32 protein-coding genes are annotated in these 19,789 nt (G+C 69.5%); 28 read left to right on the top strand and 4 right to left on the bottom strand.

From position 1 onward, the window contains the following. Nucleotides 1-21 precede the first annotated feature (21 nt). From SAM23877_RS36570 to SAM23877_RS36560, 3 genes are all read right to left on the bottom strand, one after another. On the bottom strand, nt 22-543 hold the full coding sequence (locus tag SAM23877_RS36570; protein ID WP_159042067.1) for a hypothetical protein: 522 nt from the start codon (nt 541-543) through the stop codon (nt 22-24). A gap of 130 nt (nt 544-673) precedes the next feature. After that, nucleotides 674-1,021, bottom strand: coding sequence for a hypothetical protein (locus tag SAM23877_RS36565; RefSeq protein ID WP_053143347.1), 348 nt, complete (start codon nt 1,019-1,021; stop codon nt 674-676). Between the two features lie 10 nt (nt 1,022-1,031). Next, nucleotides 1,032-1,430, bottom strand: a complete 399-nt coding sequence (locus SAM23877_RS36560; protein WP_053143345.1) for a WYL domain-containing protein — start codon at nt 1,428-1,430, stop codon at nt 1,032-1,034. A 230-nt stretch (nt 1,431-1,660) separates the two neighbouring features. Here SAM23877_RS36560 and SAM23877_RS36555 point away from each other — a divergent pair, with 230 nt between their 5' ends. The 13 genes from SAM23877_RS36555 to SAM23877_RS36495 all read left to right on the top strand — a co-directional run bounded on the left by SAM23877_RS36555 (nt 1,661) and on the right by SAM23877_RS36495 (nt 11,604). After that, nucleotides 1,661-2,524, top strand: a complete 864-nt coding sequence (locus SAM23877_RS36555) for a hypothetical protein (RefSeq protein WP_053143343.1) — start codon at nt 1,661-1,663, stop codon at nt 2,522-2,524. A gap of 84 nt (nt 2,525-2,608) precedes the next feature. Further along, entirely contained in the window at nt 2,609-3,841 is a 1,233-nt protein-coding gene (bet, locus tag SAM23877_RS41905) for a phage recombination protein Bet (RefSeq protein WP_053143341.1), read from the top strand. Further along, entirely contained in the window at nt 3,838-5,094 is a 1,257-nt protein-coding gene (locus SAM23877_RS36545; RefSeq protein WP_053143339.1) for a DNA cytosine methyltransferase, read from the top strand. The genes bet and SAM23877_RS36545 overlap by 4 nt, the downstream gene beginning before the upstream one ends. Next, nucleotides 5,091-6,143, top strand: coding sequence for a DNA cytosine methyltransferase (locus tag SAM23877_RS36540; RefSeq protein ID WP_053143336.1), 1,053 nt, complete (start codon nt 5,091-5,093; stop codon nt 6,141-6,143). Before SAM23877_RS36545 ends, SAM23877_RS36540 begins: the two co-directional genes overlap by 4 nt. Before the next feature lie 114 nt (nt 6,144-6,257). Further along, entirely contained in the window at nt 6,258-6,512 is a 255-nt protein-coding gene (locus SAM23877_RS36535; RefSeq protein ID WP_053143334.1) for a hypothetical protein, read from the top strand. An 86-nt stretch (nt 6,513-6,598) separates the two neighbouring features. Next, the gene (locus SAM23877_RS36530) at nt 6,599-6,853 is read left to right on the top strand and encodes a hypothetical protein (protein ID WP_053143332.1); all 255 of its coding nucleotides are present in this window, start codon (nt 6,599-6,601) and stop codon (nt 6,851-6,853) included. Next, nucleotides 6,850-7,686 (top strand): hypothetical protein, encoded by an 837-nt coding sequence (locus SAM23877_RS36525; protein ID WP_053143330.1) that lies wholly within the window; start codon nt 6,850-6,852, stop codon nt 7,684-7,686. The genes SAM23877_RS36530 and SAM23877_RS36525 overlap by 4 nt, the downstream gene beginning before the upstream one ends. Continuing rightward, nucleotides 7,683-8,117, top strand: a complete 435-nt coding sequence (locus SAM23877_RS36520; RefSeq protein ID WP_053143328.1) for a hypothetical protein — start codon at nt 7,683-7,685, stop codon at nt 8,115-8,117. The genes SAM23877_RS36525 and SAM23877_RS36520 overlap by 4 nt, the downstream gene beginning before the upstream one ends. A 382-nt stretch (nt 8,118-8,499) precedes the next feature. Beyond that, the gene (locus SAM23877_RS39500) at nt 8,500-8,727 is read left to right on the top strand and encodes a hypothetical protein (RefSeq protein ID WP_053143326.1); all 228 of its coding nucleotides are present in this window, start codon (nt 8,500-8,502) and stop codon (nt 8,725-8,727) included. Continuing rightward, nucleotides 8,724-8,987, top strand: a complete 264-nt coding sequence (locus tag SAM23877_RS36510; protein WP_053143324.1) for a hypothetical protein — start codon at nt 8,724-8,726, stop codon at nt 8,985-8,987. The genes SAM23877_RS39500 and SAM23877_RS36510 overlap by 4 nt, the downstream gene beginning before the upstream one ends. 333 nt (nt 8,988-9,320) lie before the next feature. Next, nucleotides 9,321-10,601, top strand: coding sequence for a helix-turn-helix domain-containing protein (locus SAM23877_RS36505; protein ID WP_053143322.1), 1,281 nt, complete (start codon nt 9,321-9,323; stop codon nt 10,599-10,601). An 11-nt stretch (nt 10,602-10,612) separates the two neighbouring features. Then, complete coding sequence (locus SAM23877_RS36500) at nt 10,613-10,819, top strand: hypothetical protein (RefSeq protein ID WP_053143319.1); 207 nt, start codon at nt 10,613-10,615, stop codon at nt 10,817-10,819. Beyond that, a complete protein-coding gene (locus SAM23877_RS36495) occupies nt 10,816-11,604 on the top strand; it encodes a DciA family protein (RefSeq protein ID WP_053143318.1) in 789 nt (262 codons plus the stop codon). The genes SAM23877_RS36500 and SAM23877_RS36495 overlap by 4 nt, the downstream gene beginning before the upstream one ends. On the opposite strand, the gene SAM23877_RS36490 is transcribed toward SAM23877_RS36495, so the two are convergent. Continuing rightward, nucleotides 11,605-11,817 carry a hypothetical protein gene (locus tag SAM23877_RS36490; RefSeq protein ID WP_053143316.1) on the bottom strand — a complete coding sequence of 71 codons (213 nt, stop codon included), beginning with the start codon at nt 11,815-11,817 and terminating at the stop codon, nt 11,605-11,607. Between the two features lie 113 nt (nt 11,818-11,930). On the opposite strand from SAM23877_RS36490, the gene SAM23877_RS39945 reads away from it, so the two are divergent. From SAM23877_RS39945 to SAM23877_RS36420, 15 genes are all read left to right on the top strand, one after another. Continuing rightward, a complete protein-coding gene (locus SAM23877_RS39945) occupies nt 11,931-12,086 on the top strand; it encodes a hypothetical protein (RefSeq protein ID WP_159042066.1) in 156 nt (51 codons plus the stop codon). Next, nucleotides 12,083-12,247: a hypothetical protein gene (locus SAM23877_RS39940; RefSeq protein ID WP_159042065.1), complete on the top strand. Its 165-nt coding sequence runs from the start codon at nt 12,083-12,085 to the stop codon at nt 12,245-12,247. The genes SAM23877_RS39945 and SAM23877_RS39940 overlap by 4 nt, the downstream gene beginning before the upstream one ends. A gap of 238 nt (nt 12,248-12,485) precedes the next feature. Then, the gene (locus tag SAM23877_RS36485; RefSeq protein ID WP_063796839.1) at nt 12,486-13,148 is read left to right on the top strand and encodes a ParA family protein; all 663 of its coding nucleotides are present in this window, start codon (nt 12,486-12,488) and stop codon (nt 13,146-13,148) included. Next, complete coding sequence (locus SAM23877_RS36480; protein ID WP_053143314.1) at nt 13,148-14,275, top strand: ParB/RepB/Spo0J family partition protein; 1,128 nt, start codon at nt 13,148-13,150, stop codon at nt 14,273-14,275. Before SAM23877_RS36485 ends, SAM23877_RS36480 begins: the two co-directional genes overlap by 1 nt. Nucleotides 14,276-15,015: 740 nt before the next feature. Further along, a complete protein-coding gene (locus tag SAM23877_RS36475; RefSeq protein ID WP_053143312.1) occupies nt 15,016-15,369 on the top strand; it encodes a hypothetical protein in 354 nt (117 codons plus the stop codon). Nucleotides 15,370-15,601: 232 nt separating this feature from the next. After that, the gene (locus SAM23877_RS36470) at nt 15,602-16,141 is read left to right on the top strand and encodes a hypothetical protein (protein WP_053143310.1); all 540 of its coding nucleotides are present in this window, start codon (nt 15,602-15,604) and stop codon (nt 16,139-16,141) included. A 137-nt stretch (nt 16,142-16,278) separates the two neighbouring features. After that, nucleotides 16,279-16,548 (top strand): hypothetical protein, encoded by a 270-nt coding sequence (locus SAM23877_RS36465; RefSeq protein ID WP_053143308.1) that lies wholly within the window; start codon nt 16,279-16,281, stop codon nt 16,546-16,548. A 180-nt stretch (nt 16,549-16,728) separates the two neighbouring features. Further along, complete coding sequence (locus SAM23877_RS36460; RefSeq protein WP_053143306.1) at nt 16,729-17,061, top strand: hypothetical protein; 333 nt, start codon at nt 16,729-16,731, stop codon at nt 17,059-17,061. An 85-nt stretch (nt 17,062-17,146) separates the two neighbouring features. Then, complete coding sequence (locus tag SAM23877_RS36455; protein ID WP_053143304.1) at nt 17,147-17,461, top strand: hypothetical protein; 315 nt, start codon at nt 17,147-17,149, stop codon at nt 17,459-17,461. Between the two features lie 12 nt (nt 17,462-17,473). Further along, nucleotides 17,474-17,707, top strand: coding sequence for a hypothetical protein (locus SAM23877_RS36450; RefSeq protein WP_053143302.1), 234 nt, complete (start codon nt 17,474-17,476; stop codon nt 17,705-17,707). Continuing rightward, nucleotides 17,704-17,997 (top strand): hypothetical protein, encoded by a 294-nt coding sequence (locus SAM23877_RS36445; protein WP_053143299.1) that lies wholly within the window; start codon nt 17,704-17,706, stop codon nt 17,995-17,997. Before SAM23877_RS36450 ends, SAM23877_RS36445 begins: the two co-directional genes overlap by 4 nt. Before the next feature lie 60 nt (nt 17,998-18,057). Continuing rightward, a complete protein-coding gene (locus SAM23877_RS36435; protein WP_159042064.1) occupies nt 18,058-18,672 on the top strand; it encodes a hypothetical protein in 615 nt (204 codons plus the stop codon). After that, nucleotides 18,669-19,238, top strand: a complete 570-nt coding sequence (locus tag SAM23877_RS36430) for a hypothetical protein (RefSeq protein ID WP_053143293.1) — start codon at nt 18,669-18,671, stop codon at nt 19,236-19,238. Before SAM23877_RS36435 ends, SAM23877_RS36430 begins: the two co-directional genes overlap by 4 nt. Further along, nucleotides 19,231-19,539, top strand: a complete 309-nt coding sequence (locus tag SAM23877_RS36425) for a hypothetical protein (RefSeq protein ID WP_053143292.1) — start codon at nt 19,231-19,233, stop codon at nt 19,537-19,539. Before SAM23877_RS36430 ends, SAM23877_RS36425 begins: the two co-directional genes overlap by 8 nt. Continuing rightward, the gene (locus SAM23877_RS36420) at nt 19,532-19,732 is read left to right on the top strand and encodes a hypothetical protein (protein WP_053143290.1); all 201 of its coding nucleotides are present in this window, start codon (nt 19,532-19,534) and stop codon (nt 19,730-19,732) included. The genes SAM23877_RS36425 and SAM23877_RS36420 overlap by 8 nt, the downstream gene beginning before the upstream one ends. Nucleotides 19,733-19,789: the final 57 nt, after the last annotated feature.

Genomic DNA, 19,789 nt, shown 5'->3' with positions numbered 1-19,789 from the left:
CCTGCCGGGGCGGCGTGTCCGTCAGTAGACGGGGGCGCCCCACACGTCGGGGGTGTCGCCGCAGCAGGCCGGGCACATGCACTTGCAGGAGTTCTCCCGACCGGTGCACGGTCCGGGCATGCCGGGCTCCCCGTCCTCGTGTGCCTGCCATCCGGGGCAGTACGGGCCGGGGTCGGTGCACTCGCTGATCGCCTGCTGATGCCGCTCACACCAGGTCCGCATCGCCGTGTCCAGGTGCACGTCGCCCCACGCCCCGCGGTACAGCTGGACGAACGGCGTCTCCCACGGGCACACGGCGGGGATACCGGGCAGGGGGCAGGCCGGCGGATCGGCGTACCCGTCGCGGAAGTCCGTGTACCAGGTACGCCCGTCGGGAGCCGTCCAGTCGATCCACCGCCGGGTCTCGTACCGGGACTGCGCGTTGAACCAGTGCTCCGCTCGCACGCCGCACTCGGTGCACTGCCAGCGCCGCGCGACGCTGTCCTGGCGGACCAGAGCCATCTGGTGCTGGCCGAAGAGGGCGGTCTGGTGGGTCACGGTCACGGGCTCCATTCTGCGGGTTCGTCAGAGGCGGTAGCCCCGCAAAGGGCTTCAAGGTTAGACTCCGTCTGCGCGATCTCTACGACTCGGCCACCACCCAACACAGGGCGGTGGCCTTCCTGCTGAGCGGAGGTCAGACGGCCGTCGACTTGCCGTACCAGTCGTCGGGCAGTGGAACGCCGTGCCAGTCTGCGGGGATCGGGGTGAGGGCGTCGGGCGAGGGCTTCCTCGCGCTCCAAAGGTCGGCGTGGGTGAGCCAGGTGTTGGTGATCGGGTTCCAGCCGTTGATGCGGATGCCGAGGACGAGGTGCGCGCCTGTCTGTCCGATCAGGTTGGTGAAGGTCACGCGTTCGCCAGCTTCGGCGTCCTTGCGGACACGGTGGGCTTCGGCGTAGGCCTCTTCTACGGTGGCGAACCTGGCGGGCTGGGAGAACCCGGCTCCAGTGATCAGAACTTCGTAGGGCTTGTCGGTGTTCGACATGGGATTCTCCCTAGGCGGCGGGTGCGAGGTCGGTACGTGCAAGGCGGCGTGCGGGGAGGTAGTCGCGTCCGAGTTCGCGGGCGATGAGCTGTGCGGCGCTACGGACCACGATGCCCTGTCCGGCGGGGGTCGTTGCCTCCGGCCGGTCGAGGACGAACGCCATCCGGTGGCAGGTGTAGGACACGACCTGGTCGACGTAGAAGGAGCGGGCGTCGCCGCGGAGGCGGCACATGGCGCGGACCTGGATGCGGCCGGCTTTGGTGGTGCGGATCTCGTACGGCTCGATGCTACGGATCGTCTCCTCGCCTTTCTCGTCGCGGTAGGTGATCGTGACGACGGTGGCGCGGTCGATGCTGCGGTAGAGGTCGGCGAGGGTCTTGCGGGTGGTCTGGTTCTTGGTGATGCGCATTCGGTGTCCCCTCGCCGTGTGGTGATGGTTCCACCATACCCACGAAGCTATTGCATGCACAATAGGTCTGCGGGTATGGTTGGTGTTGCTAGGAAACAGCGCACCTCAACCACCGCCATAGCCCTATGGCATCCGCAATACGAATGGAGGAAACTGGCGTGGTCAACGCCCCCACACGCCCGCCGGGTCATGCAGGATCACGGCGGCGTACACCGCCGAAAGGACCCCTCGTGGCCCGCACTCCCGCCGACCGTTCCACCACACGCCCGTCGCTGCGTGACGGACTCGCCGAAGTGTCGGCGTTCGTCGCCGGCACGCAGCGAGCCGACCTCGCTGCCTTCGTGGACGCGGCCCTGGCGCCGGGCGGTTGGGAGCAGCTCCGCGCCACTGACCCCTCCCGTGTGGAGGGCAGCCACAACCTGGCGATGAACATCCCGGAGAGCATCCGCGATCAGATCAAGGCTGCTGCGGCGGCTGATCCGGCGGCGACGACGCTGACGGCGAAGGTGAACGAGGGTCTGGCGGAGTACCTGGCCGGCCGGTTCAAGATGCCGCGCTGGGTCGACCGCCGCTCCGTTCAGCCGGAGGCCCGGGTGAACCTGAACGTGATGGCGTCCAAGCTGCTGTCGACGCAGGCGACGGAGAAGATCCGGCAGGAGACCCACGACCGGCGTGCGTCGTCGGCGCGGGTGGCTGCCGAGTATCTGATGTTCACGTACAAGCTGGGCCGGTATGCGCCGGGTGCTCGTGTGGCTCTGCCGCAGGGCGCGGAGCGTAATCCGGAGGTGCCTCGCCGGGTGCGGGATCTGATTCGTGAGCTGTCCGCGGCTTCGGGTGAGCGGGTGCACGACATCGTCAACGAGGGCTTTCAGAAGTTCTTGGACGGCGAGTTCGATCCGCAGCCGGTGGTGTGGAGTGCTGAGGATGCGGCGGACATGGTTCCGATGCGGATGCGTCCGAACGATGCTCTGCATGACCGGGTGAAGGAGGCCTGCAAGGGCCACCCGGTGTTGAACGCGAAGACGGGCCCGAACGTGCTGGCGATCGACTATCTGCTGGACCAGCTCGGGATCGAAGCCGACCGGGCCGAGTAGGCATCGGCCGGCGGGGCCGGTCTGGACGCCGACAACCAGACCCGCCCTCCGGTATCTCGTACAACCCCACATTGGAGACCTCACGTGGTTGCTACCACCGAGGCCCTCGCCAGCAGCACGGCGGAGGGCCCCACCTCGCACACCCAAAACCAGCCCACCAAGACCGGCGGCGCCCTCGCCATCCGCCCCGACCAGACCAACTGGACGCCCGAGCAGGCCGCCGTCCTCCGCCAATCCGGCATCAAGGACCAGGTGACCGCCGCCGAACTGTCCGGCTTCCTGCACCTGTGCCAGCGCACCGGCCTCGACCCGTTCTCCCGGCAGATCTACCTCATCGGCCGGTTCAGCAAGAAGGACGGCCGCGAGGTCTACACGCCGCAGACCGGCATCGACGGGTACCGCGTCATCGCCCAGCGCGTGACCGCGCAGACCGGCGGCACGTACGGCTACGAGGACACCGTGTGGTGCGACCCGTCCGGTCGGTGGCGTGACGTGTGGCTGGCCGACGAGCCGCCGGCGGCCGCAAAGGTGACCGTGGTCCGCAATGGGCAGCGTTTCTCCGCGGTCGCCACGTTCCGCGAGTACGTGCAGACGTTTCCGGACGGCAACCCCAAGGGCCTGTGGGCAAAGATGCCCGCCGGGCAGATCGCCAAGTGCGCCGAAGCGTTGGCGCTTCGGAAGGCGTTCCCGCACGACCTCGCCGGCGTCTACACGGCCGAGGAGATGGCGCAGGCGGACAACGCCGACCAGGAGCAGCCGCGTATGAGCGTTGTGCAGTCGACGCCGAACACGCCGCCGGTGCAGCGGGAGCGCCGCGACTACCTTGCCGAGGCCCAGGCCGCCAAGTCCGCCGACGCGGTCCGCGCCCTGTGGCAGGAGGCGAAGAACGCTGGTGCCCCGACGGAGTATCTCGACCAGATCACCGCCATCGGTCGCCAGGTCGCCTCCCGGGCCGAAGCCATGGCCGCCGCCGAGTCTGGCGACCCGGAGCCCTCCGACATCGACCCCGCCGCCGAGGCCGCGTACGACGGGCCCCGCAACGGCGGGATCGTGGAGGCCGAGGTTCTTGCTGAGGGTGGTGATGACGAGGTCCTGGACAGGCTGTATCTCCAGGCGATCGACATGCGCATGAACGCTGATGCGCTCACCCAGATTCGTGGTGAGGCGACGGTGAAGGAAGTCATCGACCTGTACGTGGAGGGCCCGCCGCCGGCAAGGGAGCAGATGCCGTTCCGTGAGCTGCTGGACCTGCTGGAGACGGCTGTGAAGCAGCAGAAGGCCGCACAGGGCGGCGACACGGAGAGGAGCGCCGCGTGATCGTCGACCTGTTCGCCGGTCCGCGGGGCTGGTCTGAGGGCCTGCGCCTGCTGGGGCTGACGGACATCGGTCTTGAGTGGGACCGGGCGGCGTGCCTGACCGCGCACGCCGCCGGGCACCCTGTCATCCAGACCGACGTCGCCGCCTACCCCACCTCCCCGTTCGTGGGTCGGATCAAGGGTCTGATCGCGTCACCGCCGTGCCAGGCGTGGTCCCGGGCGGGGAAGCGTGGGGGCCTGGCGGACCAGCCGCTGGTGCACCAGGCGGCCCACGACCTGGCGCACGGCCGGGACAGTCGGGCCGAACTCGTCGCCCAGTGCAAGGACGAACGGTCGTTGCTGGCCGCGGAGCCGATGCGCTGGCTGTACGACCTCCGCCCCGAGTGGGTGTGCATGGAGGAAGTCCCCGACGTTCTCCCGCTTTGGCGTCAGTACGCTCTGTACCTCCAGCAGTGGGGCTACAGCACGTGGGTGGGGGTCCTCAACTCTGCCGACTACGGCGTCCCGCAGACCCGCAAGCGGGCGATCCTCATCGCCTCCCGGGTTCGGCCGGTGACCGCGCCGGCGCCGACGCATGCGAAGGAGCCGGCGGACGACTTGTTCGGTGAGCGCCTGGAGCAGTGGGTGTCCATGGCGGAAGCGCTCGGATGGGTCGAGGGGCTGACCGTGAACACCCGCGGGGACCGGAAGACTGCTGGGGGGAACGAGTTTCCCGCCGACCGGCCGTCGTGGGCGCTCACTGAGAAGGCCCGTTCGTGGGTGCTCCACACGAATCGCGACCAGCGCGCCGACGGCAGCCGCCAGACCGCCGACCCGTACACCGCGCCGGCGCCCGCCTTCACCTCGAAGTCGGGTGGGCAGTGGGTGCTGCGCAACGGCAACCAGGAGCGGGCCGCGATACGCGGCATTGAGGAGCCCGCGCCGACCATGGCTTTCGGCAACAATTCGGCTCGAATTGAGTGGGTCCAGCAGCGCCCGGCCACCACGGTGTGCGCCACCAACCGGATCGCGCCGCCCGGCCACCGCAACCGCGACGCCGGCGGCGAGTCCCAGTTCGCCAGCCCCGACACCGTGCGCATCACCGTCGCCGAGGCCGCTGTCCTTCAGTCGTTCCGCCCGGACTACCCGTTCCAGGGCACGAAGACGAAGCAGTTCGAGCAGGTCGGCAACGCCGTTCCGCCGCTCTTGGCGGCGCACGTCGTCTCGGCCGCTACTGGCATCCCGGTCGGCGTGGCCTTGGAGGCCGCCGCATGATGGTCGACCTGTTCGCTGGCCCCGGCGGCTGGGATGTTGGGGCGACCCGGCTCGGCTTGGACGTGATCGGCATCGAACGCGATCATGCCGCCTGCGAGACCCGCCGCGCTGCGGGTCTGGCCACGGTGGAGGGCGATGTCCGGACATATGGGCCCGCCGACTTCCCGGACGCCACGGACCTCATCGGTTCCCCGCCCTGCCAGACGTTCTCGGTCAGCGGGAAGGGCCGCGGTCGGGCCGCCTTGGACACCATCCTCGACCTTGCGCGGCGGCTGGCGGCCCGGCAGGCCATCACCGAAGCGCTGGCCGGGTTCGATGATGAGCGGACCGGGCTGGTCCTGGAGCCACTGCGCTGGGCTCTGGCTGCGGTGGACGGTGGGCGCCCGTACCGGACGCTGCTCCTGGAGCAGGTGCCCACCGTTCTTTCGGTGTGGGAGGAGTTCGCTGAGCTCCTGCAACCGGAGGGCTACAGCGTCGCCACCGGTCGACTGTCCGCCGAGGAGTACGGCGTCCCCCAGACCCGTACTCGGGCGTTCCTCGTCGCCACACTGGACGGCACAGCCCGGCTTCCGGAGCCGACCCACCATCGCTACCGCAAGGGCGCCACCAACGTCCAAGAAGGCTTTGGACTGAAGCCATGGGTGTCGATGGCCGAGGCCATCGGATGGGGCATGACGCACCGGCCGGCCCTGACCGTGATGGTCGGGACTGCGGCAGGCGGTCCGGATCCCTCCTGCGTTGGTGGTTCCGGCGCCCGAGCCACCCTCTACGGCGAGCGCGATGCCGGTCGGTGGATCGACTGCAAGCGGCTTGTGCCTGCCGAAGAGTTGCCCGCCTACCGGGGCGGTCGGCGCGACACGATCCGCTTGTCTGTCCGGGACGCTGCCGTTCTCCAGTCCTTCCCGGCGGACCATCCGTTCCAGGGGAGTCGCACCAAGCAACTGGAACAGGTGGGGAATGCTGTCCCCTGTCTGCTGGCTCAGCACGTGATTGCTGCGGCCTTCGGTATTCCGGCGGTTGCTTCGGACGGCTCTACCGTCGCCGCCTGAACCACTTCGGGCCCGCGTTCTGCGGCCCTTTGGAGGCTCGTCCTCCCTGAAGTCCCCGCCTGGGGCATCCGAACCATCCCTCCCTTCCCGGCTATCGCCGAACGGAGCTCCGTCATGCCCGATTTCCTGTCTGAACCGCAGCGCTGGGTGATCCCGGTGATCCTCCTGGTTTCCGCTGTCGGCACGGTCCTGGCCTTGTGGTGGGAGCGGCGGAAGCCGTCGTCGTATCGGCGGAGGTGGGAGGCCGAGATGGCCGAGTGGCGGACCATGTCCGCGAAGGCGCAGGCCGCGCACGACGTGGCGGTCCTGGATGCCGCGGAGGCTGCGGAGAACGTCGCGGCCCGGTCGAACGCCCTGTACCGGCCCTGACCCGGGCCCTGGTTTCTGTCCATCCGTCTGGCACACCACCGAGGGAGGTGAGTGCAGTGCCAGCATGCTCGATACCTGCAAGACCTGTGGTTGCCGCGCTCGCCGCCCTCGGGGTGGCGGTGGGGGTGGTCCGGTTGGTGCGGTTGCGGCGCGCTCTGGATGCGGAGCGCGCCGCGCGTCGTCTGGCGGACGGTCTGCATCACCACGACATGTCGGTGATCGTCGACCGGTTGAACCGGCGGCTCGGTCCCGCGGTGTTGGCCGGCGCGGTTCTGTGCGAGGCCGACCAGGTTCTCGACTCTGTTCTTTCTGCCCATGACCCGGAAGGGGGTTCCCTGTGAGCCAGCCCGAGCGTTTGAGTGCTGCGGTCGCCCTGGCCGCGCTGTCGGATCATCCGTACTACCGGTATCGGGGGTGTGCCCCGGACCCCGACAACCCGCGTGTGGCGGCCGGCGACAACTCCGTGTCGGTGGACGCGTGGCAGGCCCCGGACGTGGACGGGGGCGAGGAGCGGGAGGTGCGGGAGGCGCGGGAGTCTGCCGCGGTCGACGTGTGCGTGGGCTGCCCGGTGATGGTGCAGTGCCTCGCCTACGGATCGAGCCTGACGCCGGAGGGGAAACTGCCGGAGCCGTTCGCGATCCTGGGCGGGCGGACGGCGCTGGAGCGGACGAAGGCTCTGGTGCAGGAGCGGCAGGCGGCGCCGGTGCCGGTGGCGGCTCCCGTGCCGGTGCCGGTGGAGCAACTGCGGACGGAGCAGAAGCTCGCGGTGCTGCGCGGCCTGGCCCGGCACGCGGACCCGGAGCTGGTGGCTGTGGCTGCGGGGCTGGGTGCGGGGCTGGAGGGGCTGCGGACGGCGAAGTGGCAGATAGCCCGGCTGAAGACGCAGCTGAGTTTGCCGAAGTCGGCGTCGCGTGCGGAGCTGCTGGACGCGGCGGTCGATCGGGGGCTGCTGGACCGCCAGGAGGTGGCGGCCGCGGAGGCTGCCGCTGGGCCGGGCGCCGCGGGTCCTGCCGAGTCCTCGCCGTTCCGGTCGGGCCGCCGCCGGGCCGGGCGCCGTGGCCGGCGGGTCGTGTCCGTCCCCGGGCAGCTCGCTTTCGACTTCGACGACCAGGCCGCCGGCGCCTCGGTCACCACCCTGTACCCCACCACCACGAGCCTGGAGACCGCCGCATGAGCAACACCCCTGCCACCACGCCCGCCTCGTCCGATGACGCTCAGGGCGTCCCGTTCGATGATGCGGGGTTCGAGGTGATGCGCGCGGACGCGGTACTGACCGGGCGGGCGATGTCGTCGGGCGAGTATCTGGCTGGTGTGCTGGCGGCTGCGGAGCTGGACACCGTGGGCTGTCCGGAGAAGTTGCCGCGGGACTTGTGGCCGGATCTGGATCCGGTGGTGTTGCAGGCGGTGTGGGAGCGGGCTGTGGTGGTGGGTTGGCGGGCGGCTCAGGTGGCGGGGGACGACCGTGCGCGGGGGGACCGGTTGCATGTTCTGCACAGCCGGTTGACGGAGGCGGGGTTCCATGCGATGGCGGGTTCGGTGGCGCGGTCGCGGCGTCTGGTGGCTCCGGAGCATCCGGCGGACGGCGAGGCGGAGCGCGGGCACTGACTGGCCGTCACTTGTGGTGTGACCAGTAGTACTAGAGACACGGGGGAAGGAAGGTGGGACAGGCGATGGGCGTAACCGGTAGCATGTGGTACACGTCAGACGGCCACTCAGTTTCGGTCGCTGGCCACAAGACAATAAGGAACGGCCCCGCTGCTTCCCTGGTGCTGGTAACACCAGGAGCGGGGCCGGGCCGACACTCAACTTCCACGAAGGTGCCGACGATGGCCAAGAGTACCCGGGGACTCGACCCCGTAGACAGGTCCACCCGAAGTTTGTGCGTATACGGCGTGAAGATCACACCGCCGACGCAGCCGGGCCCTGTCCCCACTACCCCCACAGTCGCATGACCGCCCCGGGCGGGACGACTCCCGTCCCCGAGGACATGGTCAGCGACATCTGCGAGGACTGCCTCGTGGGTGTACCCAGCGACTGGGTCAGGCTCGTGGACCGCGACGCGGAAGTCTGGTGGTCGACCGGGCGTTCCTACGACGGCGACAGCGTGCTCCTGCCTTCGGCAGGCGACATGCCGATGATGCTTCGCCGCGACGTGGAGCGGCTGCATGGCCCGCTTCTCGCCGAGGGCTACGGCTTGACGGAGGTCGAGCGATGAGCGACAGCCAGTTCGTCCACTCCCACACTCGCGGCCCCGCCGAGCGCGCCCTGCTCGGTGCGCTGGAGCCCTGGACCAACGAGCAGGGACACCGCGACCTCCAAGCTGCCGACTACATGCTCCGCGCCTACGCCCGGGAACTGGCGGACCGGATCCGCGACCACGACTACGACCCCGGAGAGGTCGGCCCGATTCACCTGGCTTACCAGGATGCGGCCGACCTGATCGACCCCGACAAGACGGAGCTGAGGTTCGAATGACGTAGCCACTGTCGGGCGGGAGATTCCTCGACCGCCCTGGCCGCTTCCCCGGTTTGGTGCGCCAACACCTACCCGGCCCTTGCGGCCCTCGTACCACGGATCAGCACGCCAATGCCGATCTAAGGCCCGCCGGGCGCCAACCCGAGCGAGCGACTTCCAGGTTCTCTCCGAACCACCTTCACCACCAGGCGGGCTTTCTCATGTCCGCAGGACGGCAGGTACATAGTGCCTCAGCGCACCCCTTCTTGTCAGCTTGGCGCTTCCTCGGCGCCCGTTTCGCGAGGAACATCCCCCCGCACGGACGACACCCAGTGCCCCGAAACCCGTCTCGCCGTGCCCACAACGCACCAGTGGCTGCACACCACCACCGGCCGCATCACCACCTGCGCCCACTCCTGGATGCAGGCCGTCCACTGGGTCCACGGCAGCGGCATCTACACCTCCCCCCACACCGACGGCCCCCGCGCCATGAACGACACCACCCTCGCCATCGCCCAGGAAATCTCCGCTCTCAAGGAGTGCCGCCCCGGCATCGCCTACCTCGCCCGCAAGACGAAGGTGTCCGAACGGTCCGTGAAGTACCACCTGCGCATGCTGCGGGAGGCCGGCCTCCTCGTGTACCGCAGCAAGGGCACCCGTGTCCGCGGCGAGGGCAACCAGGCGTCCGTGTACGAGCGCACCATCCCCACCGTCTTCGACACCGCCCTCGGTATCCGCACCACCGGTGAAGGGGTGCAACGCCGTCCCGTCGGCGCCGCCCCCGAGCACCGTCCCCTCCTCGGAAAGCTCGCCAAGAAGGCCGCCCGGAAGACCCGCCGCCGACCCCGCCGTACCCCCGTTTCGGGCCGTACCCGTTGCACCCCAATGCAGGTGGGTACTTCTGGCACTTCTTCTGCGGACCGCACTTACTCCCCCCCTGAGAGCAAGCTCGCAAGCGGGCCAAGCAAGTCCCCCACCCCGAAGAAGTCCAACCGCGGACCGCGAACCCTGAACAAGGTCGGCCGCCGCTACCAGTTCGGCAAGGAAGCCGTCACCACCATTCCGTGGCTGCACGGCGCTTCGGTCCCGAGGGTCTCCTGGGTGCTGAAGGACTTCTCAGACGCGGGCTGGACTGTCCGCGAAGTCCAGGCCGTCGCCGAATCCATTCCCATGCCCGCCCACGGCGTCCGCCGCCCCTCCGGGATGCTTGCCGACCGCCTCCGCGGCAAGGCAGGCATGACCGCCACGATGCGCGCCGGCTACGTGACCATGTGGGAAGAGTCCCGGGCCGCTGCCAAGGACCGTCACACCGGCTTCGATGACGCCCCCGTTGCTGGCCCCCGCAGCCTTGCTGCCCGCCGCGCCATCGACGAGGCGTTCGCCGCCATCCGGGAGCACCTGGCACCCGGCAATGCGCCGGTCGACGAGTCGCCGCTGGCGCTCGAAGACCTCACCAAGCAGCAGGTCGTCGACATGCGCGTGGACGCTATGAAGAACCCCAGCCTGATCTTCCTCGCGATCGAAATGCGCGGAGAGGTATACGCCCGCCGCCTGTACACGAACCGGCTCGTCGACCAGACCCTCGCTCTCGAAGCCATCAACGCCCGCCGCGACACCCTCGCCCCCGCCTTCTGAGGAGACCCGCCATGATCATTGCCGACGAGATCGCTGCCGCTGTTCGGACCCTCCAAAGCCACCACACCACTGCCGCTGACCTGGCCAGGCTGAGGGTCCCCGTGACCCGCTGGCTGGCCTCTTGGGAAGGCGTCGAACTCCGCGAGGACGCTGCACTGCCCGAAGACGCTCAACACGCCCTTGCCGTCGCCCGAGCGATCAACGGAGGTGCCCAGTGACCGAGCAGGGTTCCGGTGCTGATCTGGCCCGCATGGCGCTCGCCGCCGCCCGCGCCAACGCCAAAACCGCACCCGCGCCCGCGAAGAAGACCCGCCGTGGACCCCGACCCGTACGCGGCGAAGGACGCGACCCCCAAGGACTCGGCAACATCCTCGGACGCCTCCAAGCCGAACAAGGCTGGGACGCCGGCCTCAACGGCGGCAACCTCCTCGACCAGTGGGCCACCATCGCCCCCACCGAACTCGCGACCACCGTCCAAGCCGTCGCCTACGACCCCGACCGCGGCATCCTCGAACTCCGGCCGTCCTCCCCGGCCTACGCCACCCAGATACGGCTCTTCCAGCAGCAACTCGTCGCCCACCTCAACCGGCAGCTCGGCAAGCCCGCCGTCCGCAGCATCCGCGTCCTCGCCCCCGGCGGCGACCACCGGACCGCAGCCGACGCCCTCGACCCCGAGCAGGCCCCCGTACCGGCCGGGCCCGTGAAGACCCGCGACACCGCCCACCCCGGCTACCAACACACGCTCGCCCTCGCCCTCGAGCACCGCGGCACCCAACACCAGCGCATCGACCCCTACGAGATCGAAGCCCGCACCCGACAGGAAGCCGCCCTCCGCGCCGGCCGCCAACCCGAAACCGAGCACCGCGACGCCGTGTGGGAGACCGACCGACTCGAGGCCGCCCAGGTCGACGAACGGGAAGCCGTCCGCCAGGCCGCCATCGCCCGAGCCCGCCGCGAGAAGGCAGGCGGCAGTGGACCCCGCCGGCTCTTCGGCGCCGCCTGACTACTGGGCCCTCGGCTCCAGGAACATCGCCGTAACAGTCTTGACCGGAACGGCTGCCAACCGGGTCTCCTCCGCCTCAATCAGACGCACCGCTACCGCATGATGCGACTCGTCCGGCGACTCAGCATGGGCCTCACGGATTACCCGCAAAGCCATGCTGTACGACACACCCTTCAGCACGGCCAGCCGGACTGCGTCCTTGTTCCTACTCATCCCGTCCTCCTACGCAGGTTGCTGTGAACAACGAAGGTCCACGGCAGGGGGCAACACGCTGGCGGTTCCTGGTGCACCGTGGTCGCGATCACCCCGCACGATCGGAGCCGCCCATGGTCCTCACCCACACCCCCGCCTGGCACGCCGCCGAAGAAGCCGACGAACGCGCCTGGCTCGACCAATGGGCCCGCCTCCACAACGCACCCACCCTCCAACCCGAGCCCGTCGACATGCCGGTGCTCCTAACCACCGCCGGGAGCCCGCGATGACCGCCCCCACCCCCGTCCGGGCCGCCAAGCCGCGCATCACCTACCCGCGGCCCCCGCTCACCCGCGACCACCGCGCCCTGTTCCGTGAAGCCGCCTACCAGGACGGGCAGCCCTACGCCGACGAACTCCTCGAGGACGACGAGGACGAACCACTGAACTGATTGGAGAGCCCTCTGCGCGTATACCGCGGTATACCCTCCCGCCCCACGCGCCGGCGAACAGACCGTGATCGCAGGCCCAGACGAACAGCCCCGGCGTATACCGCGGTATACGCCCCGGGCCGACGGCACCGCCCGAAACCGGCCCAATCCCACACCCCACCCGGGCCATCTGAGAAGCTATGCCCCGTCCGAGTACCGGAGCGCCACGCCCCGGGAAGCACACGGAAACGGAGCACCCATGCCGTCCTCAGTCCTCGTCGTGTCCACCGACCCCCAAGGGTCAACCATCTGGTGGGCCGACCGCGTCGGCGACAACCTCCCCTTCGACTTCGCCGCCGCCCACGAAGACCCCGACAGCCTCGCCGACCTCAAAAACCTCGGCGCGCAAATCCACGTCATCGCCAACCAGAAGGGCGGCGTCGGTAAGACCACGACCGCCGTGAACCTGGCCGCCGTCACCCACGACGTCCTCGGCCAGAGCGACGACCGGCAGCACATCTTCATCGACACCCCCGGCAGCCTCGAGAACGAGCACATCCTCGCCGCCGCCCTCGACATCGCCGATGACGTCCTCGTCCCCATGCCTCCGGAGCCGCTCGCCTTCGACCCGACCGCCCGCACCATCGAACGGGTCATCGTCCCCCGCGGCCTGCCGTACACGGTCGTCATCAACGCCTGGGACCCCCGCGACGGCAAAGCCGACCTCGAGGACACCATCGCCTACATCGACGCGATGGGCTGGCCCCGGGCGAAGACCGTCATCCGCCGCTACAAGATCCACACTCGTGCGGCGTCCGAAGGCAAGGTCGTCACCCAGTACGCCGACAACGGCACCACCCTCCGGGCCCGCGAGGACTACTTCCGTCTCGCCCTGGAGCGCGGTTACGGAGGGCGCCGCTGATGGCCGGCAAGCGCGTCTCCCTCGCCTCGCTCGCCGGAAGCAAGGTAGAGGCCGTACCCGGGGCCAGCCGCCCCGACCTGATCCATGTACACCCGGACACCGTCGCCCCCACCCCCCTCAACCCGCGGCGGGCGTTCGACGACACCGAGCTCACCGAACTCGGCGAGGACATGCGCGGCGGGCAGCTCCAGCCGTGCGTCGCCGTGAACAAGGCCGCCTACCTCAAGCTGTACCCGGAGCACGCCGGCCAGCTGCCCGACAGTTGCCGGTACGTGATGGCCGCCGGCGAACGACGCTGGCGCGCAGCACGTCAGGTCGGCCTCGGCACCGTCGACCTGCTCCTGCGGCACGACCTCACCGAGTCCCGGATCCGGTTCCTTGCCGCGGTCCTGTCCGAGAACGTGCAGCGCGCCAACTTCAATCCCATCGAAGAAGCCGACGGCCTGCGCGCCATGCTTGAACTCCACGACGGGAACCAGGCCGCGGCCGCCCGCGCCATGGGCAAGTCCAAGGCGTGGTTCAACCAGCGGATCGGCCTGCTGCGGCTCTCCGATGAGATGGTGCAGCTCGTCCTCGAGGGGAAGCTGACCGCGTTCCGGGACATGCGCCGCTACGCCTCCCTGCCCGCCGCAGAGCAGTACGCCGCGTGGAAGGCAGACCAAGAGCAGCCCCAGGCACCGACACCGGTTCCGGTCACCCGCGCGCCGAAGACGACGGCCGCCGAGCCCGAGAAGACGCCCGACGCGTATACCGCGGTATACGCCGACCGGCCGGAAACGGCTCCGGCGCCTGCCCTCACGCCGGCGCCGACGCCTTCCCCACCTAGTGGGTCCGTCGACCCGACGCCGTCAGAAGAGAAGACAACTGCACCGACTTCCGTCCGACCGCCCGCGACGGAGGTGATCCCCGAACCGCGGTCCACGCCCGCCGAGGCCCGGTCCCCGCGGCCGATCGAGTGGGACAAGCCCGGCGCGGTCGCCATGCTCGTCGGGGCGAAGATGCCCGACGAGGACCTGTTCTTCGAACTGGTGGAGATCATCAACAGGATGGCCCGGGACCGCGCTCCGCAGCGGTTGCAAGAGCTGGCCCGGGGCCTGGTCGACGAGACTGCCGACACCGCCCACTGAACAGCCCGAGGGCCCCGCCTCCCCGTCCACCGACGGGAGGGCGGGGCCCCCTTTCTGCGTTCCGGACACGGCCCGACCTGCCGTCTTGAATCTGGGTCAGTTGCCCACTCTTGCCGGGGTTTCTGCGTCACTCACACGAGTGATCTCCCCCAGACCGGACTTCCATGGTGCATATATCTGCGGGTTGGGTGGAACCCGCCACCACACCGATCCGGTTGGTGGCCGCACGGCCGGGAGCGGCCGCGTGGATCGCAGCCCACCGGCCGTATCCCGGCCACCGCGGCAGAACCCGCGCCACTCCCGGCCACCCCCACACCCCACCGGCCGCAACTGAGACGGCCAGGGGCAGCAAGGGGCTCCCCCGCAAAGGGCTTCCGCACTAGACTGACGTCTACCGGACGGGCCTGCGCCCGTGAGGTCTCGGCCCCCACTGGAAGCCGGGCGGTGTGTTGTCGGCAACTCCGCACCCCCACCGCAGCCAGTGCGGGGCATTTTTCATGCAACCCGCAAGTAGTCACCGGGTGTTGGGATTCGGCCTACAGCACGTCACACTTTGGCCAGAACACGCGTCATTACCTGCTCAATACTCAGACGTGTCTACCCCACCTACCGTACAAAGTGACACAGTAAGCACCCGCACACCGGACTGGCAGTCGGCGTGCAACCTACAGGGCCCGGTACTGCGAATACCAGGCTGTACGAGGACCTTCCCGAATCTGCCGGAGGAGCGGAGACGCCCCATGTCCGCAGAACCCGCCCACACCGGACCCGACCCCGGCGACGGCTGCACCGCCACCGTGTTCGCGTTCCGGCGCCCCCGCCGTACCCGCCGCCACCAGGAGGCGGCCATGCCCGAACCGTCCGGCGACCTCACCCCCCAGCAGCGCCTCGCCGCCACCATCGAGAAAGCCTTCGCCGACCACCGAAGGACTCTCACCGACGAGGACACCGCCGAAGCGTTCCTGATCAGCCTCAGCCTGATGCGCCGCACCCTGGACGGCGCTCTCGCCCAGGGCCTCATCGACAAGCCGGCGCACGCCGACCTCGTCGGAATGCTCGATGGAATGGCCGCGGCACCAGGGCTCCTCGCCTGAACATCCGCATATGCCGGGGGTTTTGACAGTTACCGCCAGTCACCAAACTGCAACAACAGCAACCAACCGTTGATCCTTTGCCACACTCTGTTCAACACGCGACCAGTTCGTGGCACGATGGGGCGTCCGGAACACCCGGAGCAACAGCATCCGGCCACCCGCGCACGCCCCTGCCCCACACAGGCCCCGCATGCGCCCCCACGGGACGGCCAGCAACAGGGGACGGGGACACATGGGCCAAGACACCGCCACAGCCGCAGCAAAAGCCCTCCGCCTGCTCGACTCCCCCGAACTCCGACACCACCCCGCCAACGGACCCCAGGAACGCCGCAACCCCTCCACCACGGCCGGCGCACCACTGAACATCGGCCTCGTCGACTACCTCGCCGAGAAGGCCGGCGAAGTCATCGCGCTCACCCGCGAGATAGCCCCCGACGCCGGCCCCATGCCCGCCACCCGCGCCGACCTCTACGAGTGGTCGATCAACGCGACCGGCGACGCCGACCAGGCCCAGCAGGCACACCGCGAGCACCTCTTCGAAAAGCAGCGCCTCGAGCACGCCGTACGCCTCGGCGAGACCGACGAGGTCTGCAAGCAGCCGTGCCCCGGCTGCGGGTACTGGGGTCTCATGTGGGATTCGGCCGCACGCCGCGCCCGCTGCACCAACCGCCGCTGCACCACCCCCGAAGGCCTCTCCACCAGCTGGACATTGGCCCGGCTCGCCGCCCAGAAAATCGAGCGCACAGAAATCTGGCGCCGCAACGCAACCTAGACCCCCACCCGCCGGTCTAAGAACCACCACCACAACTGAACACGCACGACACCACCACCACACCGGATGCCTCGCCATCCACCCGTATCGGCTGCTGGAGCTGCGAACTGCGGCCGCTGATCTGGGAGGCCGCCACCATGGCCGCACTGCACCACAGCCCGCGCCCCGAGTCCATCGAGGACCTCGAGCAACCGGTCACGTACAACGAGGCGTCCGCACTCCTCGCCCGCACCGGGCATGACGCTCGCCCGGACACGATCCGCCGGTGGGTGAAAGAGGACGGAATCACAACGGTCAGCGTCCGTGGCCGCACCGGATCCGTAAAGTACGTCGACTGGTCCGACGTCCTCACCGCCCACTTCAAGCGGACCGCGGCCAAGCTCAGAGCGTCCTCCGACTGGCCCTGACTACCGCCGGCACAACCGAGACACAGAGCCCTGACCCGAACCGGGTCGGGGCTTTTCTCATGCCCACACCCGTAGACCTATTGCTAACGCCATGGAATATGGGCTACTTTGAATGGGCCGACAACGCCTAGCCCCTCAACCGGCAGGCGGAGTACCCCCCTTCAACACCCGGAGCCACCCATGGCCCTGATGACGCACGCCCCCGCACGCCTCGAAGCCAACTACCGGACCCTGAGCACCGACGACCAGGACCGCTTCGACCACGCCATGGAACTCGCCGACAACACCGCCGACAACGGCGAATACGTCGCCCTCATGCTCGCCGCCGCGTCCATCGCCGGCCTCCGCATCCCCTACGGCACCGAGATCCGCCGCTGCGGCTGCTCCTGCTGGTGCCCCACCATCTTCGACGCCGCCGACCCCGACGCCCACGTCATCGAACCCGGCGACGGCTACAACCTCGGCCGCCACCAGTGCCCCTGGTGCGCCGACCAGCACCGCGAAACCGCCTGACCCCCAAGACCGGGGCCGGCCACGCGTGAAGCCGACACCGCGCGGCCGGCCCCCAGCAGCCACCCTCCGCACCAGGGAGCCCCGCATGCACACCCTCACCCCCGCCATCCAGGCCGAAACCGCAGCCGACCTCAACAACCTCCCCCACGCCCGCATCACCGACCACGGCACCGAAGCCCACGTCTTCACCACCAGCCTCGACGACCTCACCACCTGGTGGTACGCCCTCGGCGGCCGCATCACCTGCCAGGACGCCCCCCACGGCTCCGGCGTCTGCATGTGGACCCTCCACACCCGCACCGACCCCGACAACCCGGCCTCCCCTCGCATCCGTGTCCACGCCCTGGCCCTCGACACGGACCAGCCCGACGCCGACCTCCCCACCCCCCACGCCGCCTGAAAGGGCCACACCATGACCATGCCGACCTTCACCACGGACGCCACCTCCGCCGACGACAACTCCTACAACGCCGGCTACTTCGACGGCGAACTCGACGCCATCAGCAAGCTCCCCGCCCGCCAGGCCCACGACCGTGCCTCCATGGCCGACCAGTACGACCGCCTCTGGGCCCAGGGCTACGCCGACGGCTACCTCCACCAGATCCAGGTCACCCACGCCCTCGCGCAGAACGAGCAGACAGCATGACCGCCCGCGACGAGATCCGGCGGTACGTCAGCCTCCTCAGCGACATGTGGACACCCCGAGAAACCACCGATGCCCGCGTGGAGCGCTTGTACAACGCGGTCCGCACCGAGGTACTCGGCGAAGCCCTGGACGAGCTGACCGCCGTCAAGAAGGAACTCGCCTTCATCGAGTCCCTGGTCTGCCAGTGCCAGCCGGAGCGGGAGCACGACGACTACCGCCTTCCCGCCGACCACCTGCACGCCGCCGACTGCATCGTGGCCGCCGCCCAACAGACCGCAGCCGGCCTCTAGCAGCCGCCCAGCACGAGCACCGGAGCACCACCCAGCCCCAACCCAGGACGGAGGCCCACGATGGCCACCAGAACACGCAACGCGAACAAGCAAACCGCGAAGAAGACAACCCCCCGGGCCCGCAAAACCACCACCAAAGCCCGCCCCAAAAACACTCCCGTCAACGCCACCACCATCGTCGACCTTCGCGAACCCCTCCCCGTCCGCCGCCGCGTGTTCGTCGGCCCCATGGGCGCCCAAGAACAAGCCGCCGCCCGCGCCGCCCTCGCCTCCGCAACCGCCCGCCTCCCCATCCCCGTCCGCACCTGGCACGGCCCCACCGCCCGACTCAACGACGGCACCGTCATCACCCACACCCCCGCCCACGCCACCACCGACCACACCCCCACCTTCCACGCCGCGATCCGCTGCCCCCACGGCGCCGCCCACGTCTACACCATCCACACCGCGCAGGAACTCCACCGCGCCCGGCAGATCACCGCCCTCTGCGACCAGCGCACCGACACCGCCCCCACGCCGGCCGCACCGAACCCCGCGGTACGCGCCCTCGGAGACGCCCTCACCCGCGCCCGGTCCGCCGCAGCCGACACCCAGCCCCTGTCTCACGCCGAGATAGCCGCCGTCCTCACCGCCCGCGCCGACCAGGACCAGCCCAAGGAGCACCCGCAGCCGTGACCACGGACCTCACCGACACCCAGCGCGAACACCGCCGCAACCAGGCCCACACCGCCATTCAGAACGCCCTCGCCGCCTCCTGGACCGAATGGCGCCGCACCGGTCGCAAGCCCGACTTCACCCTGGCCGCCGACCACGTCATGGACGCCCTCGGAGACCTCGCCGCCGAGATCCTCGCCGACGGCACCCTCTTCAAGGGCCTCAACATCGAGAACGGCGTCGTCACCCTGGAAACCGAACCCGCCCGCGAGATCCTCCTGACGCTCGTCGCCTCCATGCGGACCATGCTGAACAGCTACGGCGCACAGAACTACCTCGAGACCGAGATAGTCGCCAACGAGCCGTCCGTGGCTCTCGACCTCCAGGACGGACAGAACCCGGCCGACTCCTACACCGTCACCATCCAGCGCCGCCGCCGTCCCACCCCGCACGAGTTCCGGCAGCAGGCCGAAGCCCGCATCGCCGTGGCCCGCGAGGTCCTGGACGACTACGAGGGCACCGACTGGTCCCACACCGTCCCTGTCTCCCGCCTCCGGGCAGCCCTGGACGGAGACCGCGATGGCTGACACCCGAGACCAGCTCGAAGCCCTCTACGCGGCGCCCGCCGCCGACATCGGCCCCACCAGCCCCCGCAGCGAACTCCACACCGCAGCAGCCGAACTCCGCCGCCGCGACGGATACCTCGAAGGGCAACTCAGCCTCTGGCTCCTCGACACAGCCGAACTCCACGGCCCCGACGAAACCGGACACCACTGCTGGCGCGACCGCGACACCTGGCCCTGCTTCGACGTCCAGGCAGCACAACGCGTTGCCTTCGCCCTCGGTATCGGATACGGCCCCTGGACGCGGGAGCACCCCCATGGCTGACCAGGCCTACGTCACCGAACTCGCCGACGAACTCCACCACCGGCACCCCGACCTGGTCTCCGCCGAGAACGACCTCGCCGGCCACCGCCGCAGACTCGCCATCGTCGTCCGCTTCCTCCACAACGAAGCCATCGCCCACGACATCCGCCTCAACCTCGCCCGCGACCTCCACCTCCCCGAACCCACCCGATGAACGCCTACCTCGCCGCCTGCCACGGCAAAACCCCCTTCCCCAGCCGCAAAGCAGCCC

The sequence above is a fragment of the Streptomyces ambofaciens ATCC 23877 genome (genome assembly GCF_001267885.1).
GTDB lineage: Bacteria > Actinomycetota > Actinomycetes > Streptomycetales > Streptomycetaceae > Streptomyces > Streptomyces ambofaciens.
The sequence above is the reverse complement of the archived record's forward strand: the minus strand, read 5'-3'. Positions and strand labels throughout refer to the sequence as shown.

Coding starts and splice junctions, on each gene's coding strand:
- SAM23877_RS36565 (WP_053143347.1), bottom strand. CDS start 1,021: ATGTCGAACACCGACAAGCCCTACGAAGTTCTGATCACTGGAGCCGGG.
- SAM23877_RS36560 (WP_053143345.1), bottom strand. CDS start 1,430: ATGCGCATCACCAAGAACCAGACCACCCGCAAGACCCTCGCCGACCTC.
- SAM23877_RS36540 (WP_053143336.1), top strand. CDS start 5,091: ATGATGGTCGACCTGTTCGCTGGCCCCGGCGGCTGGGATGTTGGGGCG.
- SAM23877_RS36535 (WP_053143334.1), top strand. CDS start 6,258: ATGCCCGATTTCCTGTCTGAACCGCAGCGCTGGGTGATCCCGGTGATC.
- SAM23877_RS36520 (WP_053143328.1), top strand. CDS start 7,683: ATGAGCAACACCCCTGCCACCACGCCCGCCTCGTCCGATGACGCTCAG.
- SAM23877_RS39500 (WP_053143326.1), top strand. CDS start 8,500: ATGGTCAGCGACATCTGCGAGGACTGCCTCGTGGGTGTACCCAGCGAC.
- SAM23877_RS36510 (WP_053143324.1), top strand. CDS start 8,724: ATGAGCGACAGCCAGTTCGTCCACTCCCACACTCGCGGCCCCGCCGAG.
- SAM23877_RS36500 (WP_053143319.1), top strand. CDS start 10,613: ATGATCATTGCCGACGAGATCGCTGCCGCTGTTCGGACCCTCCAAAGC.
- SAM23877_RS36490 (WP_053143316.1), bottom strand. CDS start 11,817: ATGAGTAGGAACAAGGACGCAGTCCGGCTGGCCGTGCTGAAGGGTGTG.
- SAM23877_RS39945 (WP_159042066.1), top strand. CDS start 11,931: ATGGTCCTCACCCACACCCCCGCCTGGCACGCCGCCGAAGAAGCCGAC.
- SAM23877_RS39940 (WP_159042065.1), top strand. CDS start 12,083: ATGACCGCCCCCACCCCCGTCCGGGCCGCCAAGCCGCGCATCACCTAC.
- SAM23877_RS36485 (WP_063796839.1), top strand. CDS start 12,486: ATGCCGTCCTCAGTCCTCGTCGTGTCCACCGACCCCCAAGGGTCAACC.
- SAM23877_RS36480 (WP_053143314.1), top strand. CDS start 13,148: ATGGCCGGCAAGCGCGTCTCCCTCGCCTCGCTCGCCGGAAGCAAGGTA.
- SAM23877_RS36475 (WP_053143312.1), top strand. CDS start 15,016: ATGTCCGCAGAACCCGCCCACACCGGACCCGACCCCGGCGACGGCTGC.
- SAM23877_RS36470 (WP_053143310.1), top strand. CDS start 15,602: ATGGGCCAAGACACCGCCACAGCCGCAGCAAAAGCCCTCCGCCTGCTC.
- SAM23877_RS36465 (WP_053143308.1), top strand. CDS start 16,279: ATGGCCGCACTGCACCACAGCCCGCGCCCCGAGTCCATCGAGGACCTC.
- SAM23877_RS36460 (WP_053143306.1), top strand. CDS start 16,729: ATGGCCCTGATGACGCACGCCCCCGCACGCCTCGAAGCCAACTACCGG.
- SAM23877_RS36455 (WP_053143304.1), top strand. CDS start 17,147: ATGCACACCCTCACCCCCGCCATCCAGGCCGAAACCGCAGCCGACCTC.
- SAM23877_RS36450 (WP_053143302.1), top strand. CDS start 17,474: ATGACCATGCCGACCTTCACCACGGACGCCACCTCCGCCGACGACAAC.
- SAM23877_RS36445 (WP_053143299.1), top strand. CDS start 17,704: ATGACCGCCCGCGACGAGATCCGGCGGTACGTCAGCCTCCTCAGCGAC.
- SAM23877_RS36435 (WP_159042064.1), top strand. CDS start 18,058: ATGGCCACCAGAACACGCAACGCGAACAAGCAAACCGCGAAGAAGACA.
- SAM23877_RS36425 (WP_053143292.1), top strand. CDS start 19,231: ATGGCTGACACCCGAGACCAGCTCGAAGCCCTCTACGCGGCGCCCGCC.
- SAM23877_RS36420 (WP_053143290.1), top strand. CDS start 19,532: ATGGCTGACCAGGCCTACGTCACCGAACTCGCCGACGAACTCCACCAC.